Annotated in this window: 16 protein-coding genes; 15 read left to right on the top strand and 1 reads right to left on the bottom strand. The window is 47.6% G+C overall.

Going from position 1 to position 20,754, the window contains the following annotated elements; translation table 11 throughout:
* The first annotated feature begins 91 nt into the window (after positions 1-91).
* The 5 genes from ACFPYJ_RS13100 to tatA all read left to right on the top strand — a co-directional run bounded on the left by ACFPYJ_RS13100 (position 92) and on the right by tatA (position 5,124).
* Positions 92-1,090, top strand: a complete 999-nt coding sequence (locus tag ACFPYJ_RS13100) for a sugar phosphate nucleotidyltransferase (protein ID WP_379188590.1) — start codon at positions 92-94, stop codon at positions 1,088-1,090.
* Complete coding sequence (locus tag ACFPYJ_RS13095; protein WP_379188589.1) at positions 1,087-2,382, top strand: UDP-glucose dehydrogenase family protein; 1,296 nt, start codon at positions 1,087-1,089, stop codon at positions 2,380-2,382. Before ACFPYJ_RS13100 ends, ACFPYJ_RS13095 begins: the two co-directional genes overlap by 4 nt.
* Before the next feature lie 275 nt (positions 2,383-2,657).
* The gene (locus ACFPYJ_RS13090; protein ID WP_379188588.1) at positions 2,658-3,698 is read left to right on the top strand and encodes a multicopper oxidase domain-containing protein; all 1,041 of its coding nucleotides are present in this window, start codon (positions 2,658-2,660) and stop codon (positions 3,696-3,698) included.
* Between the two features lie 30 nt (positions 3,699-3,728).
* Positions 3,729-4,922: a ZIP family metal transporter gene (locus ACFPYJ_RS13085; RefSeq protein WP_379188587.1), complete on the top strand. Its 1,194-nt coding sequence runs from the start codon at positions 3,729-3,731 to the stop codon at positions 4,920-4,922.
* A 28-nt stretch (positions 4,923-4,950) separates the two neighbouring features.
* On the top strand, positions 4,951-5,124 hold the full coding sequence (gene tatA, locus ACFPYJ_RS13080; RefSeq protein ID WP_379188586.1) for a twin-arginine translocase TatA/TatE family subunit: 174 nt from the start codon (positions 4,951-4,953) through the stop codon (positions 5,122-5,124).
* 102 nt (positions 5,125-5,226) lie between these two features.
* On the opposite strand, the gene ACFPYJ_RS13075 is transcribed toward tatA, so the two are convergent.
* The gene (locus tag ACFPYJ_RS13075; protein ID WP_379188585.1) at positions 5,227-6,279 is read right to left on the bottom strand and encodes a LacI family DNA-binding transcriptional regulator; all 1,053 of its coding nucleotides are present in this window, start codon (positions 6,277-6,279) and stop codon (positions 5,227-5,229) included.
* Between the two features lie 284 nt (positions 6,280-6,563).
* Between ACFPYJ_RS13075 and ACFPYJ_RS13070 the strand changes: the two genes are divergently transcribed.
* The 10 genes from ACFPYJ_RS13070 to ACFPYJ_RS13025 all read left to right on the top strand — a co-directional run bounded on the left by ACFPYJ_RS13070 (position 6,564) and on the right by ACFPYJ_RS13025 (position 20,716).
* Positions 6,564-8,348, top strand: a complete 1,785-nt coding sequence (locus ACFPYJ_RS13070; RefSeq protein WP_379188584.1) for a sensor histidine kinase — start codon at positions 6,564-6,566, stop codon at positions 8,346-8,348.
* Positions 8,323-9,537: a response regulator transcription factor gene (locus ACFPYJ_RS13065; RefSeq protein ID WP_379188583.1), complete on the top strand. Its 1,215-nt coding sequence runs from the start codon at positions 8,323-8,325 to the stop codon at positions 9,535-9,537. The genes ACFPYJ_RS13070 and ACFPYJ_RS13065 overlap by 26 nt, the downstream gene beginning before the upstream one ends.
* A 91-nt stretch (positions 9,538-9,628) precedes the next feature.
* Complete coding sequence (locus ACFPYJ_RS13060; protein ID WP_379188582.1) at positions 9,629-11,317, top strand: ABC transporter substrate-binding protein; 1,689 nt, start codon at positions 9,629-9,631, stop codon at positions 11,315-11,317.
* 149 nt (positions 11,318-11,466) lie between these two features.
* Positions 11,467-12,327 (top strand): ABC transporter permease, encoded by an 861-nt coding sequence (locus ACFPYJ_RS13055; protein WP_379188581.1) that lies wholly within the window; start codon positions 11,467-11,469, stop codon positions 12,325-12,327.
* A gap of 16 nt (positions 12,328-12,343) precedes the next feature.
* On the top strand, positions 12,344-13,246 hold the full coding sequence (locus ACFPYJ_RS13050; RefSeq protein ID WP_379188580.1) for a carbohydrate ABC transporter permease: 903 nt from the start codon (positions 12,344-12,346) through the stop codon (positions 13,244-13,246).
* Positions 13,247-13,271: 25 nt separating this feature from the next.
* On the top strand, positions 13,272-15,734 hold the full coding sequence (locus ACFPYJ_RS13045) for a GH116 family glycosyl hydrolase (protein ID WP_379188579.1): 2,463 nt from the start codon (positions 13,272-13,274) through the stop codon (positions 15,732-15,734).
* A 93-nt stretch (positions 15,735-15,827) separates the two neighbouring features.
* A complete protein-coding gene (locus ACFPYJ_RS13040) occupies positions 15,828-16,931 on the top strand; it encodes a glycoside hydrolase 5 family protein (protein ID WP_379188578.1) in 1,104 nt (367 codons plus the stop codon).
* A gap of 75 nt (positions 16,932-17,006) precedes the next feature.
* Positions 17,007-17,954, top strand: a complete 948-nt coding sequence (locus tag ACFPYJ_RS13035) for a phytanoyl-CoA dioxygenase family protein (RefSeq protein WP_379188577.1) — start codon at positions 17,007-17,009, stop codon at positions 17,952-17,954.
* Between the two features lie 700 nt (positions 17,955-18,654).
* The gene (locus ACFPYJ_RS13030) at positions 18,655-19,377 is read left to right on the top strand and encodes a M50 family metallopeptidase (RefSeq protein WP_379188606.1); all 723 of its coding nucleotides are present in this window, start codon (positions 18,655-18,657) and stop codon (positions 19,375-19,377) included.
* Between the two features lie 556 nt (positions 19,378-19,933).
* Complete coding sequence (locus ACFPYJ_RS13025) at positions 19,934-20,716, top strand: sugar phosphate isomerase/epimerase family protein (protein WP_379188576.1); 783 nt, start codon at positions 19,934-19,936, stop codon at positions 20,714-20,716.
* Positions 20,717-20,754: the final 38 nt, after the last annotated feature.

The raw sequence follows: 20,754 nt of genomic DNA, 5'->3' as shown, positions 1-20,754 counted from the left end.
CCTGTCAATGATTTGAGAAGCTTGGCCTATACCAATTGCAGCGTATATTCATAGACTAGTAGAAATTGATCTTTATTAGGGGAGATGACTTTTGAAGGGACTTATTCTCTGTGCTGGAAAGGGGAGCCGTTTATACCCGTTTACCTTAAACCATCCGAAAACACTCATTCCTGTCGCGAACACGCCTATTCTGCAATCCTGCATCGAGAAATTAACCGAACAGGGAATTGTGGAAATCGGAATTGTCATTCATTCCTCTCAAGAATCCCTCATTCGCGAGCAATTTGGCCTGGGAGAATCTATGGGAGTGATCATTACTTATATTTATCAGAATGAAGCAAGAGGGGTATCGGATGCAGTAAAGCAAGCTCAGGCGTTCATCGGCCAAGAGGCGTTTCTGTTATTACTGGGAGACAATCTGATCTCCGACCGGTTAACCGAATTGAAAATGGATGTAGAGGAAAGAGGAAGTCAGGCGTCGCTGCTGCTCGCAGAGGTTGCCAAACCCCAGGAATACGGCATTGCTGAGGTGTGGGATAACCGGATCGTAAAGCTTGAAGAGAAACCTCGGAGCCCCCTAACCAAGCTGGCTGTGTTAGGCGCCTATGCCTTTCATTCGTCGATCTTTGAGGCGGTTAACAGCATCGTACCTTCTGCACGAGGGGAGTACGAGATTACGGATGCTATTCAATGGCTGATTGATCATAACTTGCCCGTTACCTATCATGTGACGGAAAAGCACAATATGGATGTAGGAACGATGGAGCGCTGGCTTGAAGCCAATCGTAATATGCTCGATGAAGGATCCGGGTCAAGCAAGGTTATGATCCATCAGAACGTCATTCTCGATAACTGTATAATTGTGGAGCCAGTCTCCATTGATCGGAATTGTGTGCTCAAGGATTGTAAGATTGGTCCCTATGTATCCATAAGTACAGGATCTCATATTGAGAATTGCGAGCTGGAGAACTGTATTATTTTGAGCGGAGTCCACCTTAAGCATATTGCCCATTCATTGAAAGATACCATCATTGGTTACCGGTCAGTCATAGCCGGCTTACGTGTAATGGAAGAAGTGAAGGACAATTGAATATATTAGTGATCGGTACGGGATATGTAGGTTCAACTACTGCGATGGTATTTGCTGAGCTCGGGTGTAACGTGACTGGATTAGATACGGACGAGCACAAAATTCAACAGCTCAAACAAGGTGCTCTGCACTTCTATGAACCGGGATTGGAAGATTTATTGAAAAAGCATGTTCATTCCGGGCGAATACGATTCACAACGAATAAGGAAGCAGCCATTCAAGGCAATGATGTGATCTTTATTTGTGTGGGAACACCTTCCCGTCTTGATGGAAACGCTGATTTACGGTATGTCAAGCAGGTAGCCGAGGATATTGGACAAATGATGGGTGAATATAAGCTCATTATTACGAAAAGCACCGTTCCAGTCGGGACACAGGAGCAGATCACCTCATGGGTTCAAGCCGCTCAGGAAAAACCTTATCCGTTCGACGTGGCTTCTAATCCGGAATTTCTGCGTGAAGGAAAAGCTGTCGAAGATGCACTGAATCCGGACCGGATCATTCTTGGCTCGAACAGCAAACGAGCCACGAAGCTGCTTGAATCGCTGTATAAGTCCGTCAAATGCCCAATTGTTATAACGACTCCAAGAACGGCGGAATTAATCAAGTACGCATCGAATGCATTTCTTGCCACCAAAATCTCATATATGAACGAGCTCGCCAGATTATGTGATGAAATGGACATCAATGTGATGGAAGTGGCGGACGGAATGGGACTTGATCCCCGTATCGGATCAAGCTTTCTTCAGGCGGGAATCGGTTATGGGGGATCCTGTTTTCCTAAGGATGTCTCTGCCTTGATCCTTGCGGCAAAACAAAATAATGTCCAGCTTGAGATATTGGACAAAGTCATACATGTCAACCAAACGCAGTATGCCTATTTGCTCGATAAAGCAAGAGAGCGATTAGGCAGCTTCGCCAATAAAAAGCTTGCCGTTCTTGGCTTGGCCTTCAAGCCGGATACCGATGATACAAGAGAAGCGCCGGCGCTGCGCGTAATTGAACGCTTATTGAATGAACAAGCTCATGTCACCGTCTATGATCCGGTTGCGAAGCTGCCTAATTATCCTCCATACGATGTGTTAAGTGTTTGCGCAGATGTCGAGGAAGCGATGCTGGATGCCGATGCAGTTATTCTATGCACAGAGTGGCCGGTATTCAAAACGATCAATTGGACAGATATGAAACGGCTCATGCATCAACCTAATTTATTTGACGGAAGAAATATGTTTGATGCGCAGGACATGAATGCGATGGGATATTATTATCAAGGTATCGGATATGGGGATTAATAGCTTTAGATAAGCCATTCAGCTGGAGGAAATACCAAGGTCGCAGGAGAAGAAGGCAGCCGCTTCAGTTAGAGCGGCTGCCTATTTAAGTTCACAGGAAATCAAGCCTTATTAAAAAGCCATTTACAACAAGCGTGAAATAGCTTATATTTAGGCTGATTATGTTTCCCGAGAGAAACATTTTGTCCTATTGGAAAATAAGTTTTTTTTGCTTATACTTTTGCATTGGGTAAACTTTTTTGTCTTGGATCAAGAAATAGAAGGAGGGTTTCTGAATGTTAGATCAAAATCACAAGATTTCAAGGCGGAGTGTTTTAAAAGCTGGGGCTGCAGGCTTACTTGGCGTGATTGGCAGTTCCTTTTTCAGTTCGGCAACCGCATTCTCTGATCACGCACATACTTCTGCCAAACAGGATACGCATCATAAATTGAAGGACCAGGGCCATCAAGGAATGGCGCATGGCTTCGACCCGGGCTCGGAGTCTTCGGTTGGCTTGGAGAATGCGGTTAAAGCTTTAACCAATTTTGATTACGGCAAAGTGAGTACGCGTGCAGATGGAAAGACCGTCCGGGATTATGAAATGATTGCAGCCGATTGGAATATTGAAATTGCGAAGGGGATTACGTTCCCTGGGTGGGCCTATAATGGCACAATTCCGGGTCCTACCTTACGCTGCACGGAAGGAGACATCGTACGCGTTACCTTCAGGAACGGCTCTACACATCCGCATTCTATTCACTTCCATGGCATTCACCCGACCAATATGGACGGTTTGGAGCCGGTTATGCCAAACCAAACGTTTATTTATGAATTTGAGGCCAAACCAGCGGGCATGCAGGTCTATCATTGCCACGTTCAGCCGTTTACCAGACATATTCACAAAGGGTTGTATGGCAATTTCATTATTGATCCGAAAATTCCGCGGAAACCGGCCAAGGAATTCACGATGGTCATGAACGGCTTTGATTTGGATCTTGATGGTGAGAATGAAGTTTATACCGTCAACGGATACGCTTTCGCCTATATGTCCAGACCGATCAAGGTAAAGGCTGGCGAACTGATCAGGCTCTATATCAGCAACATGACAGAGTTTGATTTACTTAATTCCTTTCATCTCCATGCCAGCTATTTTCACTATTATGCAACTGGTGCAGATCCTGAGGCACGCCCGTATTTTACGGATACGATTACGCAATGCCAGGGCGAAAGAGGGCTTGTGGAAATTACTTTTCCAGCACCTGGAAAATATATGTTTCATGCGCATCAAAGTGAATTTACAGAACTCGGTTGGATGGGTTTCTTTGAGGTTGAATAATACTTGTTCATTGAAAGGAGGGCATCAGTCATGAGTCAAACGCCATCGTTGAAAGGCAGTTGGAAATTGTGGGGCTGGGGGATTGCGCCTATCGTTGTATTGGCTATTATTATTACGGTTATTACTCAGTTAGGCACAGGTGTGAAGGAGCAGCAGGCCGCTCCTATAGAAGTGATTAACTTTGAGCGAATTACGTTGGTGGACAACGGATTCAAAGTGAGGGTGCTCAATTCGGGACCGAAAGAGGTTACGATTGCACAGGTCGTCGTAGACGATGCGTTCTGGAATGCAGAGTTTGATCCCGATCCGACTCTGAAGCGATTTGAACAGGCAACGATCACCATTCCTTATCCTTGGGTGGAGGGGGATCCTCATGAAATTCGGGTGATTACAACGAACGGATTGATATTCGCCGGCGAGGTAGCTGCAGCAATGAAAACGCCGGAGCCGAATGCCAATCGGTTCATGCAGTATGCTTTAATCGGCTTCTATGTCGGAATTGTTCCAGTCGGCTTAGGACTGCTCTGGTTCCCGTTTATGCGGCGCTTCTCAACCAGAGGAATGCAGGCTGTACTCGCATTCACGGTAGGCTTGTTATTCTTTCTCATTATCGATACGATTCAAGAGGGAATAGAGCTTGGTACGGAAGCGCCGGGAGTATTTCAGGGAACAGGCCTCGTATGGTTTGGGGCGCTGCTCAGCTTTCTATTCCTGCTTGCTGTTGATCAAAGCGGCAGCCGAAGAACGAAGGAGCTTGAGAATAACGGTAAACGGATCGCATTCAAGATCGCCGGCGGAATCGGGCTTCATAATTTCGGCGAAGGGCTGGCAATCGGTGCGGCTTTTGCAGCTGGAGAAGCCGGGCTTGGAGCGTTTCTTATTATAGGATTCACGCTGCATAACGTGACGGAGGGAGTCGGAATTGCTTCACCGCTCTTGAAGGAACGGCCGACGTGGAAGACGTTTCTCGCTCTGGCCTGTATAGCAGGGGCTCCGGCCATTATAGGAACGTGGACAGGTGGATTCGTGTTCAATGATGCACTTGCTGCGCTGTTCTTTGGGATCGGTGCCGGAGCCATCGCTCAAGTCATTTACGTCATCAGCAAAATGATTATCCGGGAATCGCAAAGGTACAGCATTCCTTCCGTCAGCTGGACGAATTTCTCCGGCGTTTCGCTCGGCCTGATTGTCATGTACGTAACGGCTCTACTGGTTAATTTTTAAACAAATCATCACTTTGGGGGTGCACAATATGCCATTTGGAATTGGTGCAACAGGTCTCTTGCTATTGGTGCTTGTCGGGCTGCTGCTGTTCGGTCCATCAAAGCTGCCTCAGCTTGGCAGAGCGATCGGTTCAACGTTCTCAGAGTTCCGTAAAGGGACGAAGGAATTAATTGATGGGGACGCGGAGGAGAAGAAGAGTTAATAGTGGGACTAAGTTGAAGAGGGCTGCCAATTGGCAGCCCTCTTCTTTTTAGCATCATATTAAGGTATGTACGCTAAGTTCTCCCACGCATTGCCGTCTGGATCATAGACCTGCACTATATCTTGAACGAGTACTTTCCCCAAAAAAAACCTTGGTAGACAAACGCACCGTTTCATATGGACGATCCGGATCTTTCAACCGCTGCAGCAATTGTTCGGCTGAGCGAACCCCCAATTGATATTCGTCGTTGGAAACGGTGGTTAAAGTGTACCCCAAAAATTCAGCTTCATTGATTTGATCGAAACCGGAGACGGCGATATCTTCAGGAACCCTTTTGCCGATTTCGTTCAAATATTTGATGACGTGGAGCGCTGTCCTGTCATTGACACAAACGAAAGCGGAAGGGAGTCTTTCCATTGAGGACAACGAATGAACGATATCTTCGTAGCTCTGATAGTTATCCGTGCTATCCGAAATGATGAAATGGTTCGGATCAATGGTTAATTTTGCTTCAAGGACGGCTCTTTGGAAGCCAAGCCAGCGCTCCAAAAAGCTTCTGCAGGATGAAATGTCGCCGATAAAAGCGATGTCAGAATGACCAGTCTGAATCAAATGCCTGGTGATGCGGAACATGCTGTCTTCATTTTCCATGAAAACGACGTCTGCATTCAATTCGGAAAGCGATATATCGGGATTAATGTTGATAAACACCTTAGGCAATGGCAAATCAATCAATTTCTCGGTATACAGCTTGGTTATACTCCCTGCCACGATAAAGCCTTCTATGCCATTACCCAAGATGTGGGGCAAACCGAGCGAATGGATATCTTCTTCTTTAATAAAGCTGAGCTTCATTTCATATCCGCTGCTGCTGATGATTTGTTCGACGCCCCGCATCACATTCATCCAGAAGCCTGAGACATGCAGATGGCTCTTGGTTACGTATGCAATGCTTTTTGCCAGGTTCACAGTCCCGGGCGGATCGTCCAAGCTAGGCAATTTCACTTTTTTATAGCCCATGGCAACGGCTTGCTCGATCACTTTTCTTTTGGTTTCTTCCGTAATGCCGTGATGATTATTAAGCGCCTTGGAGACGGTGTTTCTGGAAATACCCAAACGATTTGAAATATCGCTGGTCGTTATTTTTTTGCTCACGTTTGTCATCAAATCCTTTATTCCTTGATCATCTCTCCTCTCATTCTAGGGTAGCCAAACATTTTGTCAATAAACAAACTCGATAAAATGTAAAAAAAAATTGTAATTGTGAATGAAATGCCTAAATTTCAATGGGGCGAAATGAAAGTTTTGTTTACAAAAAATGCAGTTGGATATATCATAATCAGCATAATGCTTACAAAAATATAGAAATTGTAAACTTACAAAATGCGCAAAATGAATTATGGCAATGATCTTATCCGCAAGGAAGGTGCGTAAGGGCAATGATTCGACTCCTAAGACTGAATAACATCCGGCTTCGCAACAAGCTGCTGCTGTTATACTTTCTCGCCATTTTCATTCCGGTCATGCTGACCAATGCGCTGTTTTATGCTACGGTGTCGAGCAATGTGAAGCAGCAGAAGGTAAAAGACCTCTCCTATACAATGGACAGCATGAAAGAGGAATTTCGCAAGGCGGTCGACGGGGCCGTGCAAGTTTCGTCCGTATTGTATACGGACAGCGTATTCAATGACGATTTGAGCAAGTCCTACGGTTCTCTGGGGGATTTTATCTATACCTATTATGAGGATATCCGGAAGCCGCTCAGAAGCTTCATTTCCATCTACAGTCAAATAGAAGCCATAGAATTGTATTCCCAGAATGATACAATCATTTATTCGGATTTCCTGCGGGTGCTGGACCGCTCTGTCCGTGAATCGGAATGGTACAAGCAGCTTGCGGAAAGCCGGAACCAGCTGTTGATTTATCCGATTCCGTCACAGCCGGATATGCCAGCGGCAGCGCCGCTGAGCCTGATTCGGAAGCTTGATTATTTCAAGGACGGGGGAAAGGTTGAATCGATCCTAAAGATCAATCTCCGCTTTCAGACGTTACAAAGCATATTCGACAGACCAAGCACCCAAGGCGAAATCGCACTGCTGGACAGTAAAAACAACGTGATCTACTCTACCGGCAGGACTCCGATTAATGAGCTGCTCGCGCAGAAAGGAAACATTAGGATTGAAACAAACCTTTCGGATTCGCTCTATGTCGGGGGATGGACCATCGTCGGCTTTTTTCCGGAGAAGGTTGTGCTCGGCGAATTATTCGAATCCAGAAAAATCGTCTATGATCTCGTGATCGTTAATTTACTGATTCCTACGCTGGTCATTGTGCTGATCTCCCGTTCGCTGCAGACTCGTCTTGTCAGGCTTCTGAAGCATATGAAAAAGCTGAAAAATCAAAACTTCGAAGTGATCGATCATAAGCAGGATCAAGACGAGGTGGGGCAGGTGACACTGGAATTCAACCGTATGACGGTCCACATGAAAAATTTGATTCAGGACGTTTACAGAGCGGACATTCAGAAAAAAGCGCTGGAACTCGCCCATAAGCAGGCACAATTAAACGCGCTGCAAAGCCAAATCAATCCCCATTATTTATTCAATACCTTAGAAGCCATCCGCATGCATTGCGTCATCAAGCAGGAGGACGAGACGGCAAGGATTATTAAATTGCTGGCCAAAAGTTTCCGCCGTTCTCTGCATTGGGAGAATGATTTGATACCGCTTCAGGAAGAAATTAATTTCATTCATGAATTTCTGCAAATCCAAATGTACAGGTTTCACCATAAATTCAGCTGCAGAATAGAAGTCGCAGAAGAGGCATTGGGCCGGAAAATACCCAAGCTGAGTATTCTCTCCATTGTTGAGAACGCTTGCATCCATGGTTTGGAAGCGAAATCCGGGCAGGGCACTATCACTGTCGACTGTCAACATTATGGGGGGGATTTGTACGTTTATATCGCAGATAACGGCATTGGAATGACGGAGGAAACCTACGAGTCGATAGTTGGCCGTCTTGCCTCTGGCTATGAGTCAGGAGGAAGCATCGGAATTATTAATGTTTATAACCGGCTGAAGTTAATTTATGAAGACAGGTTCGATTTTCATATCGAATCACGACTGAATTCCGGTACGAAGGTTTACATAAAACTGCCGTGTTTGATGGCGGAAGCTTCCGAAAGCGAGGGGGATGAAAATGGTGTATCGCTTACTTATCGTTGAAGATGAACCGGTGATCCGGCAAGGTTTGATCCGGCTGCTGGCTTTGGAGACGCATGGATATATGCTCTGCGGTGAGGCGGAGAACGGTTCGGAAGCTGCTGCGATGATCGAGGCGCATAACCCGCATGTCGTCATAACGGATATAAAAATGCCTCTGATGGATGGTCTGGAGCTCATCAGAAGGGTTAACGAAAGCGGCTGGCCAAAACCAAAGTTCATTCTATTATCCGGCTATCGCGAGTTTGATTATGCGAGAAAAGCGCTCCGCTATGGAGTTACCGATTATTTACTGAAACCAGTAGACGAAGATGAGCTGATTGCATTGCTGAAGAAGACAGCGGAAGAACTCAGGAAGGATGAACGGAAGAGATTCAAGGAGGCGGCGGTTAAGGCACTGATCGGACTGACCGCTGCCGTGGAAAATGACCGTTTGCCGGAATTAATGGGCTCTGTATGGGAAGGACCTTATCGTTATGTCGGGATTTCAATTCATGAGGCCTTTCATCGGCAATTTCGGGATCAGGTCATTTCTATGCTGGATGTTATGAAACCAGATATTATCGCCGTCGCCTTACCGGGCGAAGACGGTTCGGATCTAGGGATGGTATTCTCAGGTCCGGCGCTTCGGGAAATCGGCGATGATTGGGGCTCTTTGGCGGATGAGCTGAACGTCAGCCTTTCCGGCTGTGCAGAGGCCGATACGCTGCCCGAACCTTATTTATACATTGGAGAGCAGGTTGAGGAGCTGCAGTCGCTGCGTTCCTCTTACCGTACTGCGGTAATGGCCTGTCATGCTGCTGTACTGTCGGACAAAAGATTTACAGTCAGCGGCAAGTCCGGGAATCTGAGCGGGTCAGGCGTAATCGGCGAGATCCAGCAGTTTATCCGGGAGCATTATAGGGAGCCGATTACACTCAAGGAAATGGGAAAAGCGAATTATATCCATCCGATTTATTTGGGACAACTGTTCAAGAAGACGACCGGTCTGCATTTCAAAGATTATTTGCATAAAGTCCGGATCGAAGAAGCGAAGCTGCTGCTGCGGAAATCCGATTTGAAGGTGTATGAAATCGCCGGTAACGTCGGTTATGCGGATCAGGACTATTTTATGGATAAGTTCAAAAAACTGGCGGGTATGACGCCGACGCAATACAGGGAGAAACAAATGACCGGATGGGAGACTGGTTAGTTTTTTGGGGGTAGGAACACAGCTTTACAGGGATTCAGAAGAAAGCGATTACATTTATACTACATACATACCAATCAGAGGGGGAAATATTTTGAAGCAGCTAAAACCGCTTACAGTCTTAACTGCCGGACTTTTGGCCATGTCGGTCGTATCGACTGCCTGCAGCAGCAAAACGGATGAACAGCCTAATGCCGAAGCGGAACAAACGAATGTCGCGAAGCAAAATAACGAATCGGCTGGGCAAGCAAAATCGGACACCAAACCGATTACATTCTCTTATTTCCTCGGAGATCCTGGAGATAACCCGCCTGAGAAAAGAAAGATTGCGGATATGATTACAGAGAAAACCGGCGTAACCATCAAGTATGAGAATGTAGTAGGTGATCTCGGCCAGAAGCTGGGCGTTATGATTGCCAGCGGCGATTACCCTGATTTGATTTACGGTCAGAATCAAATGGGTAAGCTGGTGGATGCTGGAGCACTTATACCGCTTGAAGATTTAATAGAGAAATATGCTCCGAATATCAAGAGGCTTTATGAGCCTTACTTTAACCGGATTACAAATAAAGACGGGCATATTTACTCCATTCCGTTCGGAGCACCAACAGGTAAACCGATTAGTTCTATGAACGCTGCTTTCTGGATTCAGAAAGATGTCCTGAAGGATATGGGCTTCCCGAAAATCCGCACGTTCGACGAATATGTCGATGTCCTGAAGCAATATACGGCGAAGCATCCGGAAATCGATGGCCAGAAGACGATTCCATTCGATATTCTGACCGATGACTGGAGGATATTCACGTTAACGACAGCGCAGCAATTTCTTGCTGGTGGACCTAACGATTCGAAGGCGATGGTAAAACCAGGAACAAGTGAGCTGAGCTTCTATCAAACGGATGAAAACATTTCCAAGCGGTATTGGGGCAAGCTGCAGGAAATGTACAGCGAAGGCATGATCGATCCTGAAGCGTTCGTAGCCAATTATGATCAATACATCGCCAAGCTGGCGAGTGGGCGCGTACTCGGCATGTACGATCAAGCTTGGCAATTCGGCAACGCGACGAATGCTTTGTTAACAGAGAAGAAATTCAATCGGACTTTCGCACCGGTGCCGATTACATTTGACAGCAGCATCCAAGACGACTACATGGACGTTCCGACAATGAACTATGGCTTTGGTTTCGGAATTACGATCAATTGTAAGGATCCTGTCCGTGCTATCCAATTCGCCGACTACATGGCGAGCGATGAAATCCAGCTCCTCAATAAGTGGGGCGTGGAAGGCGAAGATTACAAGGTAGACGAAAACGGAAGATTCTACCGTACGCCGGAGCAAATTGCTAATTTTAGCAATAAAGATTTTGTAGCGAGCTTTGGAGCTGTCGGGGCTTTCCCTGACGCTGTGGGGACAAGACCGGATGGCAATGCGTACAATCCGAATCAACAGCCTGAGATTGTTGCAGCCAGCTATTCCGATATCGATCGCGAAATTTTGGAGCACTATGGCGTTAAAACATACGAGCAAATGTTCTCGCCGCCGAATCTGGCCAGAAAATACTTCCCGCTCTATAGTGTCGATCTTTCGGACAAGGCGAAGGTTTTTGAGCAGAAATCCAATGATTTGCTCAGAAAATATGCCACTCAGATGGTTGTGTCCAAAACGAAGGATGATTTCAACAAATCCTGGGATGAATATGTTGCGGAAATGAATAAGCTTGATCCGAAGAGCTGGATCGACGAACTGACTGAATCCGTTAAATATCGTCAAGAAAACTGGTAATCGCCATCCAGGTGCAGAGCAAAATGTACGCGATTCAAGCGTGCATTTTGCTCTCCTTATTTCAAATGCAGCAAAGAAGGGAAGGAAACGGGATGCCCGCTGGGATGAGATTTTTCAAGAAAGTCAGCAGTCAGAAGGCCTTGATATTCATGTCATTTCCATTTGTCATCTATGTCGTTGTGTTCGCCTATGTTCCGATTTGGGGATGGCTGATGGCCTTCCAGAACTATAAGCTGGCGCTTGGCATGTTTGATCAGCAATGGGCCGGTTTGGACCATTTCAAGGCTTTGTTTGCTGACGACGCTTTCCTCCGGGTCATGCGCAATACGCTTGCGATGAGCATCATCAACCTGGTGCTTGGGTTCGTGACTGCTATCGGTTTGGCTTTGCTATTGAACGAGCTTCGGAGTTTAATGTTTAAGCGTGTGGTACAGACCATCAGCTACCTGCCTCATTTTATATCCTGGACAGTAGGCGCGAGTCTAGTGCTTTCCATGCTGTCCATTGACGGTCCGGTCAACACGATATTAGTTTCCTTACATATTATTGATAAGCCTATCATGTGGATCGGCATTCCTCATTATTTCTGGGGCATCATCGGATTGTCTAATGTGTGGAAAGAGGTCGGTTGGAGCGCAATCATCTATTTGGCTGCGATGTCAACGATCAATCCTTCTCTCTATGAGGCAGCAAGTATAGACGGTGCAAGCCGGTTCAGACGAATCTTCCATATTACACTGCCAGGAATACGCCCCATTATCGTTATCTTGCTCATTATGAGCATCGGGCACATCATGGATGCCGGGTTTGAGCAGCAGTATTTGCTGCAAAACGGTCTCGTTGTCGATTATGCCGAAACGATTGATATTTTTGTGTTGAAATACGGGTTTAATTTGGGTCAGTTTTCGTTTGCTACAGCAGCCGGAATATTCAAAAGCGTTGTCAGCATTGTGCTGCTCTTCGGTGCGAATGCCGCCGCCAAGCGATTGGGCCAGGAAAGACTGATGTAGGAAGGTGAACAAGTTGATGAAAAACCGAAGCGATGCATTCGGTATTGGCAGCAAGCTGTTTGATTGGTCGAACTATTTACTGATGGGTTTACTCATCGTCGTTGCTTTGTTTCCATTCCTTAATGTTCTTGCCGTTTCCTTGAATCAGGCTGTAGATACGGCGCGCGGAGGTATTTATTTATGGCCAAGGCAATTCACATGGCTCAATTATAAGTCTGTATTTAACGATCGCATTATTTATCATGCCGCTTTGATCTCCGTGCTTCGAACGGCGGTCGGAACAATTCTCAGCGTGTTTTGTACGGCGATGCTGGCCTATACCATCAGCCGCAAGGAATATGTATTCCGTAAATTTATTACGATCCTGTTCGTCATTACAATGTATTTCAACGGCGGACTGATTCCGAATTATCTGCTCATCAGGCATTTGCATATGACGAACAGCTTCTGGGTTTATATTGTTCCGGGCATTGTAGGCGCCTTCAACCTGATCGTCATCCGCTCCTTTATCAACGGCTTGCCAGGCAGCCTGATCGAATCGGCAAGAATGGACGGCGCCGGAGAATTCCGGACCTTCATTAAGATTGTACTGCCCTTATGTATGCCTGTAATCGCTACCGTTTCCTTATTCGTGGCAGTAGGCCAATGGAATAACTGGTTCGATACCTTTCTTTATAATTCTTCTAATCTTAACCTAAGCACACTGCAGTATGAGCTTATGAAAAAGCTGCAGTCTGCCAGCCTGAGCGTTTCGGCGGATTCGGCATTCGTCCGAGGCAGTGACAATAAAATCGTCGTTACGCCGAATTCGATCCGGGCTGCGATTACTTTGGTTGCAACGGTGCCGATCATGCTGGTCTATCCGTTTCTGCAGAAATATTTCGTTGCCGGAATGACGCTTGGCGGAGTGAAAGAATAAATGAATTCAGCATGGGGGGACAAGTGTGAACCAGAAGCGTTATAACGGGGTTTATAAGAGCAGCCGAAATTCGCATGTTGCGTTTCCGCTGGGGGGAATTGGTGCAGGCATGTTCTGCCTGGAGGGCACCGGTGCGATGTCGCATTTCTCCCTGCATCACAGACCGGATACGACGAATGAACCGATCGTATTTTCCGCGATCAGCGTAAAAGGACGGGACGGTGTCATTGCCAGAGTGCTGGAAGGACCTGTGCCGAAACGGAAAATATTCAGCAGCCGATCGAAAGACTCTAACGGGCCGGGGAATGGGCTGTACGGCAAGCACTACGGGCTGCCGCGGTTCAAGGAAAGCCGTTTTCAAGCGCGTTTCCCCTTCGGAACAGCGGAACTTCGCGATCCCAAGGTGCCGGTAGCTGTGACAATCTCCGGCTGGAGCCCGTTCATTCCGCTAAATGCCAACGATTCCAGCTTGCCTGCGGCTGGGCTGGAATTTACTTTTGCAAACCTGACCGATCAGCCGCTTGAACTCGTCTATTCTTATCATGCGGCTCATTTCATGGCGGCAGAGGGCGCAAACAATCAACGTGTGCTGCGGGCAGATTCGGAGAACGGTTTTGTGCTGGATCAGCCGCCGATCGCAGATCAGCCGTGGAAGCGGGGAGCGTTCAGCGCGGTTACGGATCACCTTCAGGCAAAAGTGGACTGCGCCTGGTTCAGGGGAGGCTGGTTCGACTCGCTTACGATGGTCTGGAATGCGGTTGAATCCGGGCAATGGCGTGAGAATCCGCCGGTCGACAATGGAGCGCCGAGCCCGGGAGCAAGTATTTATGTGCCTCTTCAGCTGCTGCCGCATGAGCGTCAAACGGTCCGCCTGATGCTTTCCTGGTTCGTGCCGGAATCGAATTTGAACGTCGGAATTCCCGCTTCTTCGCAGCAGGAGGGTGCGGACAGGGTTCATGCAGCGCCGCTGTACCACAAACCGTGGTATGCGGGGAGATTTGAAGACATATCGGCCGTATCAGCTTATTGGACCCGCAGCTATGCACGATTGCGTGAAGAGAGCTGTGCGTTCACCGACAGCTTCTATGGTACGACAATGCCGGCAGCAGCGGTAGAAGCCGCTGCAGCGAATTTGTCCATTCTGAAGTCGCCAACCGTTCTGAGGCAAATCGACGGAAGGTTCTGGGGCTGGGAAGGGAGTGAGGATACGAGAGGCAGCTGTCATGGCACATGCACACATGTGTGGAACTATGCGCAGGCGCTTCCTCATCTGTTCCCGGAATTGGAGCGGAGTATTCGCGCAACTGAATTTGAAGAAGGCCAGGATGAGCGGGGACATCAGAATTTTCGAGTACCGCTGCCGATCCAGCCGGCCGATCATGACTTTCATGCGGCTGCCGACGGTCAGCTGGGCGGGATTATGAAAGTGTACCGGGAATGGCGGATCAGCGGCGATATCGGATGGCTGCGGGCAATTTGGCCGAAAGCAAAACAGAGTCTGCGCTTCTGTATGGAAACCTGGGATCCGGATGGGACCGGCGTTCTCGCCGAACCTCACCACAACACGTATGATATCGAATTTTGGGGTCCTGACGGGATGTGCTCGTCGATCTATCTCGGTGCGCTGAAGGCCGCTTCCCGCATGGCTGAAGCCTGCGACGACAATGCCGATGTATACGAAACGGTATACCGGAGAGGCAGAGATTATTTGGAGAATGAACTGTTTAACGGGGAGTATTTCGAGCAGAAGATCAAGTGGGAGGGACTTAGAGCGCCTTCGCCGACTACCGGCAAACAGGCGTGGAACGTTAATTATTCCTCTGAAGCGGCAGCGCTTATGAAGGAGCAGGGGCCAAAATATCAATACGGTCAAGGCTGCTTGTCCGATGGTGTCATCGGCGCTTGGTTAACCGAAATGTGCGGGCTCGGCGATATTCTGGATCGCGCAAAAGTCAGAAGCCACCTGCTCAGCGTGTATACCTATAATCTGAAACGCGATTTATCTGAGCACGCCAATCCGCAGCGACCCGGATTTGCGCTTGGCAATGAAGGCGGCTTGCTGCTGTGCACTTGGCCGAAGGGAGGACGGCTGGCATTGCCGTTCGTATACAGCAACGAAGTATGGACGGGTATTGAATATCAGGTTGCGTCCCATTTGATCTCGTTAGGCTGCGTAGAAGAAGGGCTGGAAATTGTGCAGACTTGCCGCGACCGATATGACGGCAGCGCGCGCAATCCGTTCAACGAGTATGAATGCGGTCACTGGTATGCGCGGGCAATGGCTTCGTATGGACTGCTTCAGGGGTGGAGCGGTATCCGTTATGATGCATGCGAACGGACGCTGTACATGTCGCCGAAAGCAGCCGGGGATTACAGCAGCTTTCTGTGTACGGCCAGCGGATACGGCATTGCCGGGATGAAGGGCGGGATGCCATTCGTAGACGTCAAATCCGGCCAGATCGCTATCGAACACATAAACCTGGAATAAAGATGCCGAAGTGGGAGGTGATGGATGGGAAAATAGAGCGGATGTTGTTCAACCGTTTGTTGATCTGCAAATTGATGAGGAGGGATTGTTGAAATGGTCTATAGCCGTCAAATGTTATCTGTAATTCTGGTCATGTCGTTGTTGGCAATGATGCTACTCGTTACTCCGCCGAAAGCCGATGCGGCTTTTGGGGATCGTGTTACAGTGTCGGGAACGCAGTTTATGGCGGGCGGAAAGCGGATCTGGTTCAACGGCGCGAATACACCATGGAATTCATGGAATGATTTCGGCGGCAGTTTTGATGCTGCATGGTGGAGCAGCCACTTCCAAGCTTTGCACGACAACGGTGTCAATGAAACGCGAATTTGGATTACATGCAATGGCGAGACAGGCATCAACATTTCAACCGATGGAACCGTATCCGGTGCTACCGCGGCGCATTGGAGCAATCTTGACACGTTGTTCCAGTTGGCAGAGAGCAAAGGGATCTATATTATGGCCACTTTAATTTCGTTTGACCATTTTAAGAACAATCATGCGAATTATATGAGTTGGCGCAATATGATTACAAATAATGCCAAAATCGACTCTTTTGTAAACAATTATATAATCCCTTTTGTTAACCGTTACAAGTCCAATCCTTATTTGTGGTCGATCGACCTGTGCAACGAGCCAGACTGGATCTATGAGGATGCGGCCAACGGCAATCTCTCATGGGATGTGCTGCAAACCTATTTCGCCAAAGCCGCGGTTGGCATTCATCAGAACAGTAATATTTTGGTTACGGTCGGCATGGCCATGATAAAATACAACAGCGATACGGCTTCGGGCGCTCAAGGGAACAAAATCAGCAATGCTGCCCTGCAGGCTAAAGTCAATAACGCCGCCGCGAAAGTCGATTTCTATTCGCCGCATTATTACGATTGGATGGGACAGTATTGGGGTGTCCCTTTCTATATGACGCCGTCTGCTTTCGGGCTTGAAACAAGCAAGCCGGCAATGATAGGTGAAACGCCAGGCAACGGTACATCCGGTCATACACTTACCCAAGACTATGAAAACGGCTATACGAATGGATGGCAGGGTGTGCAGCCATGGACTTCAAACGGTGTTGACAGTCAGGGCAATTTCAATACGCTCACGCCTGCGACCAATGCCTTCCGCAATAATCACGGCTCATTGGTATTCCCGTCCTAGGCGAGGCAATGCTAGAGTCCTGAACGTAGCATTTATCAATTGTGTTCATCCAAATGTCTTAAGGGAGGGTTTCGGTTGCCCAAAGTGCTTACAAATGAGCAGGTCCAGCATTTTAGAGAAAAAGGTTGGGTAAAAGTAGAGCAAGCTTATCCGCGGGAAGAGGCTCTGAAGGTGCAAGATTTCCTCTGGGATGAATTGGCCAAGCGCGGGTTCAATAAGGAAGATCCGAGCAGCTGGACAGAGCCTGTCGTTCGGCTCGGAGACTATGTCAATCCGGTGACGGACGGCCTTAATTCGGATCGCCTCACGGGGGCGATCGAAGATCTGCTCGGCGAGGGCCGCTGGCAGTGCGGGCAAGACCGGCATAATGTCAGCTGGGGCGGCTTCATCATTAACTTTGGTCCAGAGGTTCCTGGCGGCTGGCATTACGACGGAAGTCATTTCCGACATTATCTGGACAGCTGGGAGCAGGGACTGCTTCTAGTCTGCTTATTCTCCAGCGTCCGCAAGGGTGGATCAGGCACGCTTGTCGCGGAGGGCTCCCATAATATCGTTGCGAAGATGCTGGCGAAACACGAGGAAGGTATTGGTCTTGGGGAAGCGATTCGCGAATGCAATAAACATCCTTGGCTCGCAGAGCTGTCAGGCAGGAACCAACAAGCGGCTAACGATATCTATAATAATGCAACCTCAAAGGACAAGAAATCCAATAGAGAACATCTGGCTAAATTTATGAATACAGCCTACGAAGATCCGGATGGATATTCCTTGCGAGTCGTGGAAACGACCGGAGAGCCTGGAGATCTGGTCATTTGCCATCCGTTCCTGTACCACGCTCCATCTGACAATGAGCTTGGGGTTCCGCGTTTCATGTGCAACCGGGTATCGCCTACATACGATAGAATGAACTTCAATCGGGAAAACCCGGCGGATTATTCGGTAGTCGAGCAGATGATTCGAGCGTCACTAGGGCTTAAAGACGGTGAAAGATGTACGTGGGCAAGAAAAGAGGAAGCGGGCTAATCCTGAAGCTCAAATAGAGACTGCATCCTTTTCGTTATTCATGAAGTTCTTTTCGATCAATATAGCGAATTTCAGCAGTAATTTAATAAGCAGCAGAGGGCTCCCTAAGTCAGGGAGCCCTCTTTCGCATGCCAAGCGTTTACCTGGCACAATATCAGAATTGGGAAAAATATGTTGGATAATTACAAGTAAAAGGGTGCCGCAATTATGAGCTGGTTAGCGGTACTGGTTGTGCCAGGACTACTGTATTGTGGTTGATTGATCAGCATAGAATAAAGGATATGATGTTATTCAGAGTTTCTATTTCACTGCTTGTCTAATTGCCGGTGCTTATTTTCGCTTTTTGCGTGACCGGGTTTTGGTTACTGTACCGTTTCCGGTAGTTTCCGCGCCAGAGCCAGCTGCATTCCCTGTTCCATTATTGGAATTTGAAGTTCCGGAAGGAGGCGGCAAGTTGGTGGCATTACCAAAAATAATCGTACCTTCATTATGAACAATAACCACCCATCCAATTTGACAAGTCATAGATTCTTCATCATCCTTTACAATCTACTTCTCCAGATCATCTATTATATGAGAAACTAATAGGATCCGTATTGGCTATTGCTGGTGCTGCAAGAGCCTTTTCTCTGATTTGCTAGAGGAAATTGGCGTCTTCTAAGTTTTTCCGGATCCGCTATTTTCTAGGCTCTCCTAGTAGCTGCCCGGCCGGCTGAGGTATAATAGATCAGATAGAATAGAGGAGGGGAATATCATAAAATCTTGGTTAAAAACAGCTGTAGTCCTCGTTATTACGGCATTCTTAACACGGTTTATACCGTTCTCCGAATTTTTCCGAAACGTGGATACGCTTGTCCACGAGCTGTCTCATGGATTGGCAACCTTGCTGCTATCGGGTGATGTGAGGTTCATTAATCTGTATGCGGATCAGAGCGGAGTCACTTATTCAGCCTACACCGGTTCATGGAAGTCTATACCGATCTCGCTCGCGGGATATTTCGGCTCCGCTTTGTTCGCGGTTCTCTTGTTTTTCCTGTATTCATATAAGAAGGAAAAAGCTGGACTCATCGCGGTCGCTGCTGCTGCCGTTCTGGGGGTTTCGCTGTTTGTCCGGAATAGCTACGGCATGTTGTGGTGCGGCGGATTTGCGCTGCTAACGCTCTTTATCTGTTATCTTTCACGTCCTTGGCTGCTGAGAGGCTATTATTTGCTCATTGCTTTCATCTGTCTGGTAGAGTCGGTCATCAGCACACTGATTCTATTCTCGATCTCCATTCAAAATCCGCAAGCTGCAGGAGACGCAGCCAATCTCAGTCATGCCACTTATGTTCCGGCGATTTGCTGGGCATTGCTGTTCGTGGGATTCTCGCTCTGGAGCGCCAGATTATCGGTTAAGCTCTTCGCTAAACGAGGGTTTAAATAATAGAAGGGGAGGCTCAAGACCAGCCATTCTCCTGTCTCATTAGAAACAACCTTGTTATTATGAAAACAATTCAAGCTAACTTGAAACGGCGGCTCATCCCGGTTGGGATGGCCGCCTTATTTCGTTCCTTTTCTCGTTTAAAGAGGCGTATCAAATACGTATAGCCTTCCAAGAAGCTGAACAAGCTGCGGCTCATTTGGCTGGAGAAACGGAATTTAATATTCAACGTTCATAATTTAATCGGTATGGCGGAATTGAGATGCCACTCTTTTTCCTAAACGAATCAATCACAAGCAAGTGTTCCAAAGTAAGTCTTGCAAATGCTTACATCACGTTTTATAATCAAAATCAGAGAAATCCAAAACGTTTTGGAGGAGGTGGACTGCGTCCGCTCAAAAAATGATACATAAGACAACATTCCTGTTATCGGCCTAATAAACGACAACATTTGCAGTTTTGTAAGACTATAAAATCAAATCCGAAACGTTTTCGAATAAAGAATGTGTCAGACCCTGTAAAAGGAAAGCACTGCAGCCATCAAATAGGAGGAGTTCACATGAAATTAGGTATTATTGCTTCAGCAGAAGCCTCTCGTTTTCAGGAGGCGAAGTCTAAGGGGCTTGAGTTTTTGGAATTCTGTATTAATATCGGATCCGATGTCGATGCCTTCGCAGCCAGCGTACCAGCGCTGAAGGAAGCAAGCGAGCAGACAGGGGTAAAGGTTGCTTCAGTCGGACGCTGGGGCTCCGAACGGATTACCAAAGCGGGGGTCGTGGAGGAGGAGCTTCTGATCTCCTACCGTCTCATTGATGCAGCGGCGGAACTTGGATGCCCGAATTTCGTATGCGGCGTAAACTATGTTCCTGAGCTGTCTTACTATGAGAATGCAACGCTCGCAATTGCCTATTTCAGCAAGCTCATCGATTATGCGTCGGCAAAGGGCGTTGCAGTATCCGCCTATAACTGCTCATGGAATAACTTTGTAGATAATGAGATGGCTTGGACGGTTATTCACGGGCATTTGCCGCAGCTTGGCATCAAATACGATCCTTCCCACTCGCGTTACGCCGGCAGGGATTACTTGAAGGAAGCGCGTGATTGGGGCCAGCGTTTCCGCCATGTCCATATTAAAGGGTCCGTTATCATTGATGGGCAGCGTTTTGACGATCCTCCGGCGGGCTTGGATCAAACAGATTGGGGAACCTTCATGGCGATTCTTTATGGTAAAGGCTACGATGCCGGCCTCAGTATCGAGCCGCATTCAGATGTTTGGCACGGAGAGCTTGGCGGCAAGGGTGTACAATTTACGATGGACTATATAAGGAAAATGATGTTCTAATCATACCCATACCCATACGTTAAAGGCGCTGAGAGGCG

Source organism: Paenibacillus solisilvae, assembly GCF_042656405.1.
Taxonomy (GTDB): domain Bacteria; phylum Bacillota; class Bacilli; order Paenibacillales; family Paenibacillaceae; genus Paenibacillus_Z; species Paenibacillus_Z solisilvae.
This window is presented reverse-complemented; position numbering and strand designations above follow the sequence as displayed.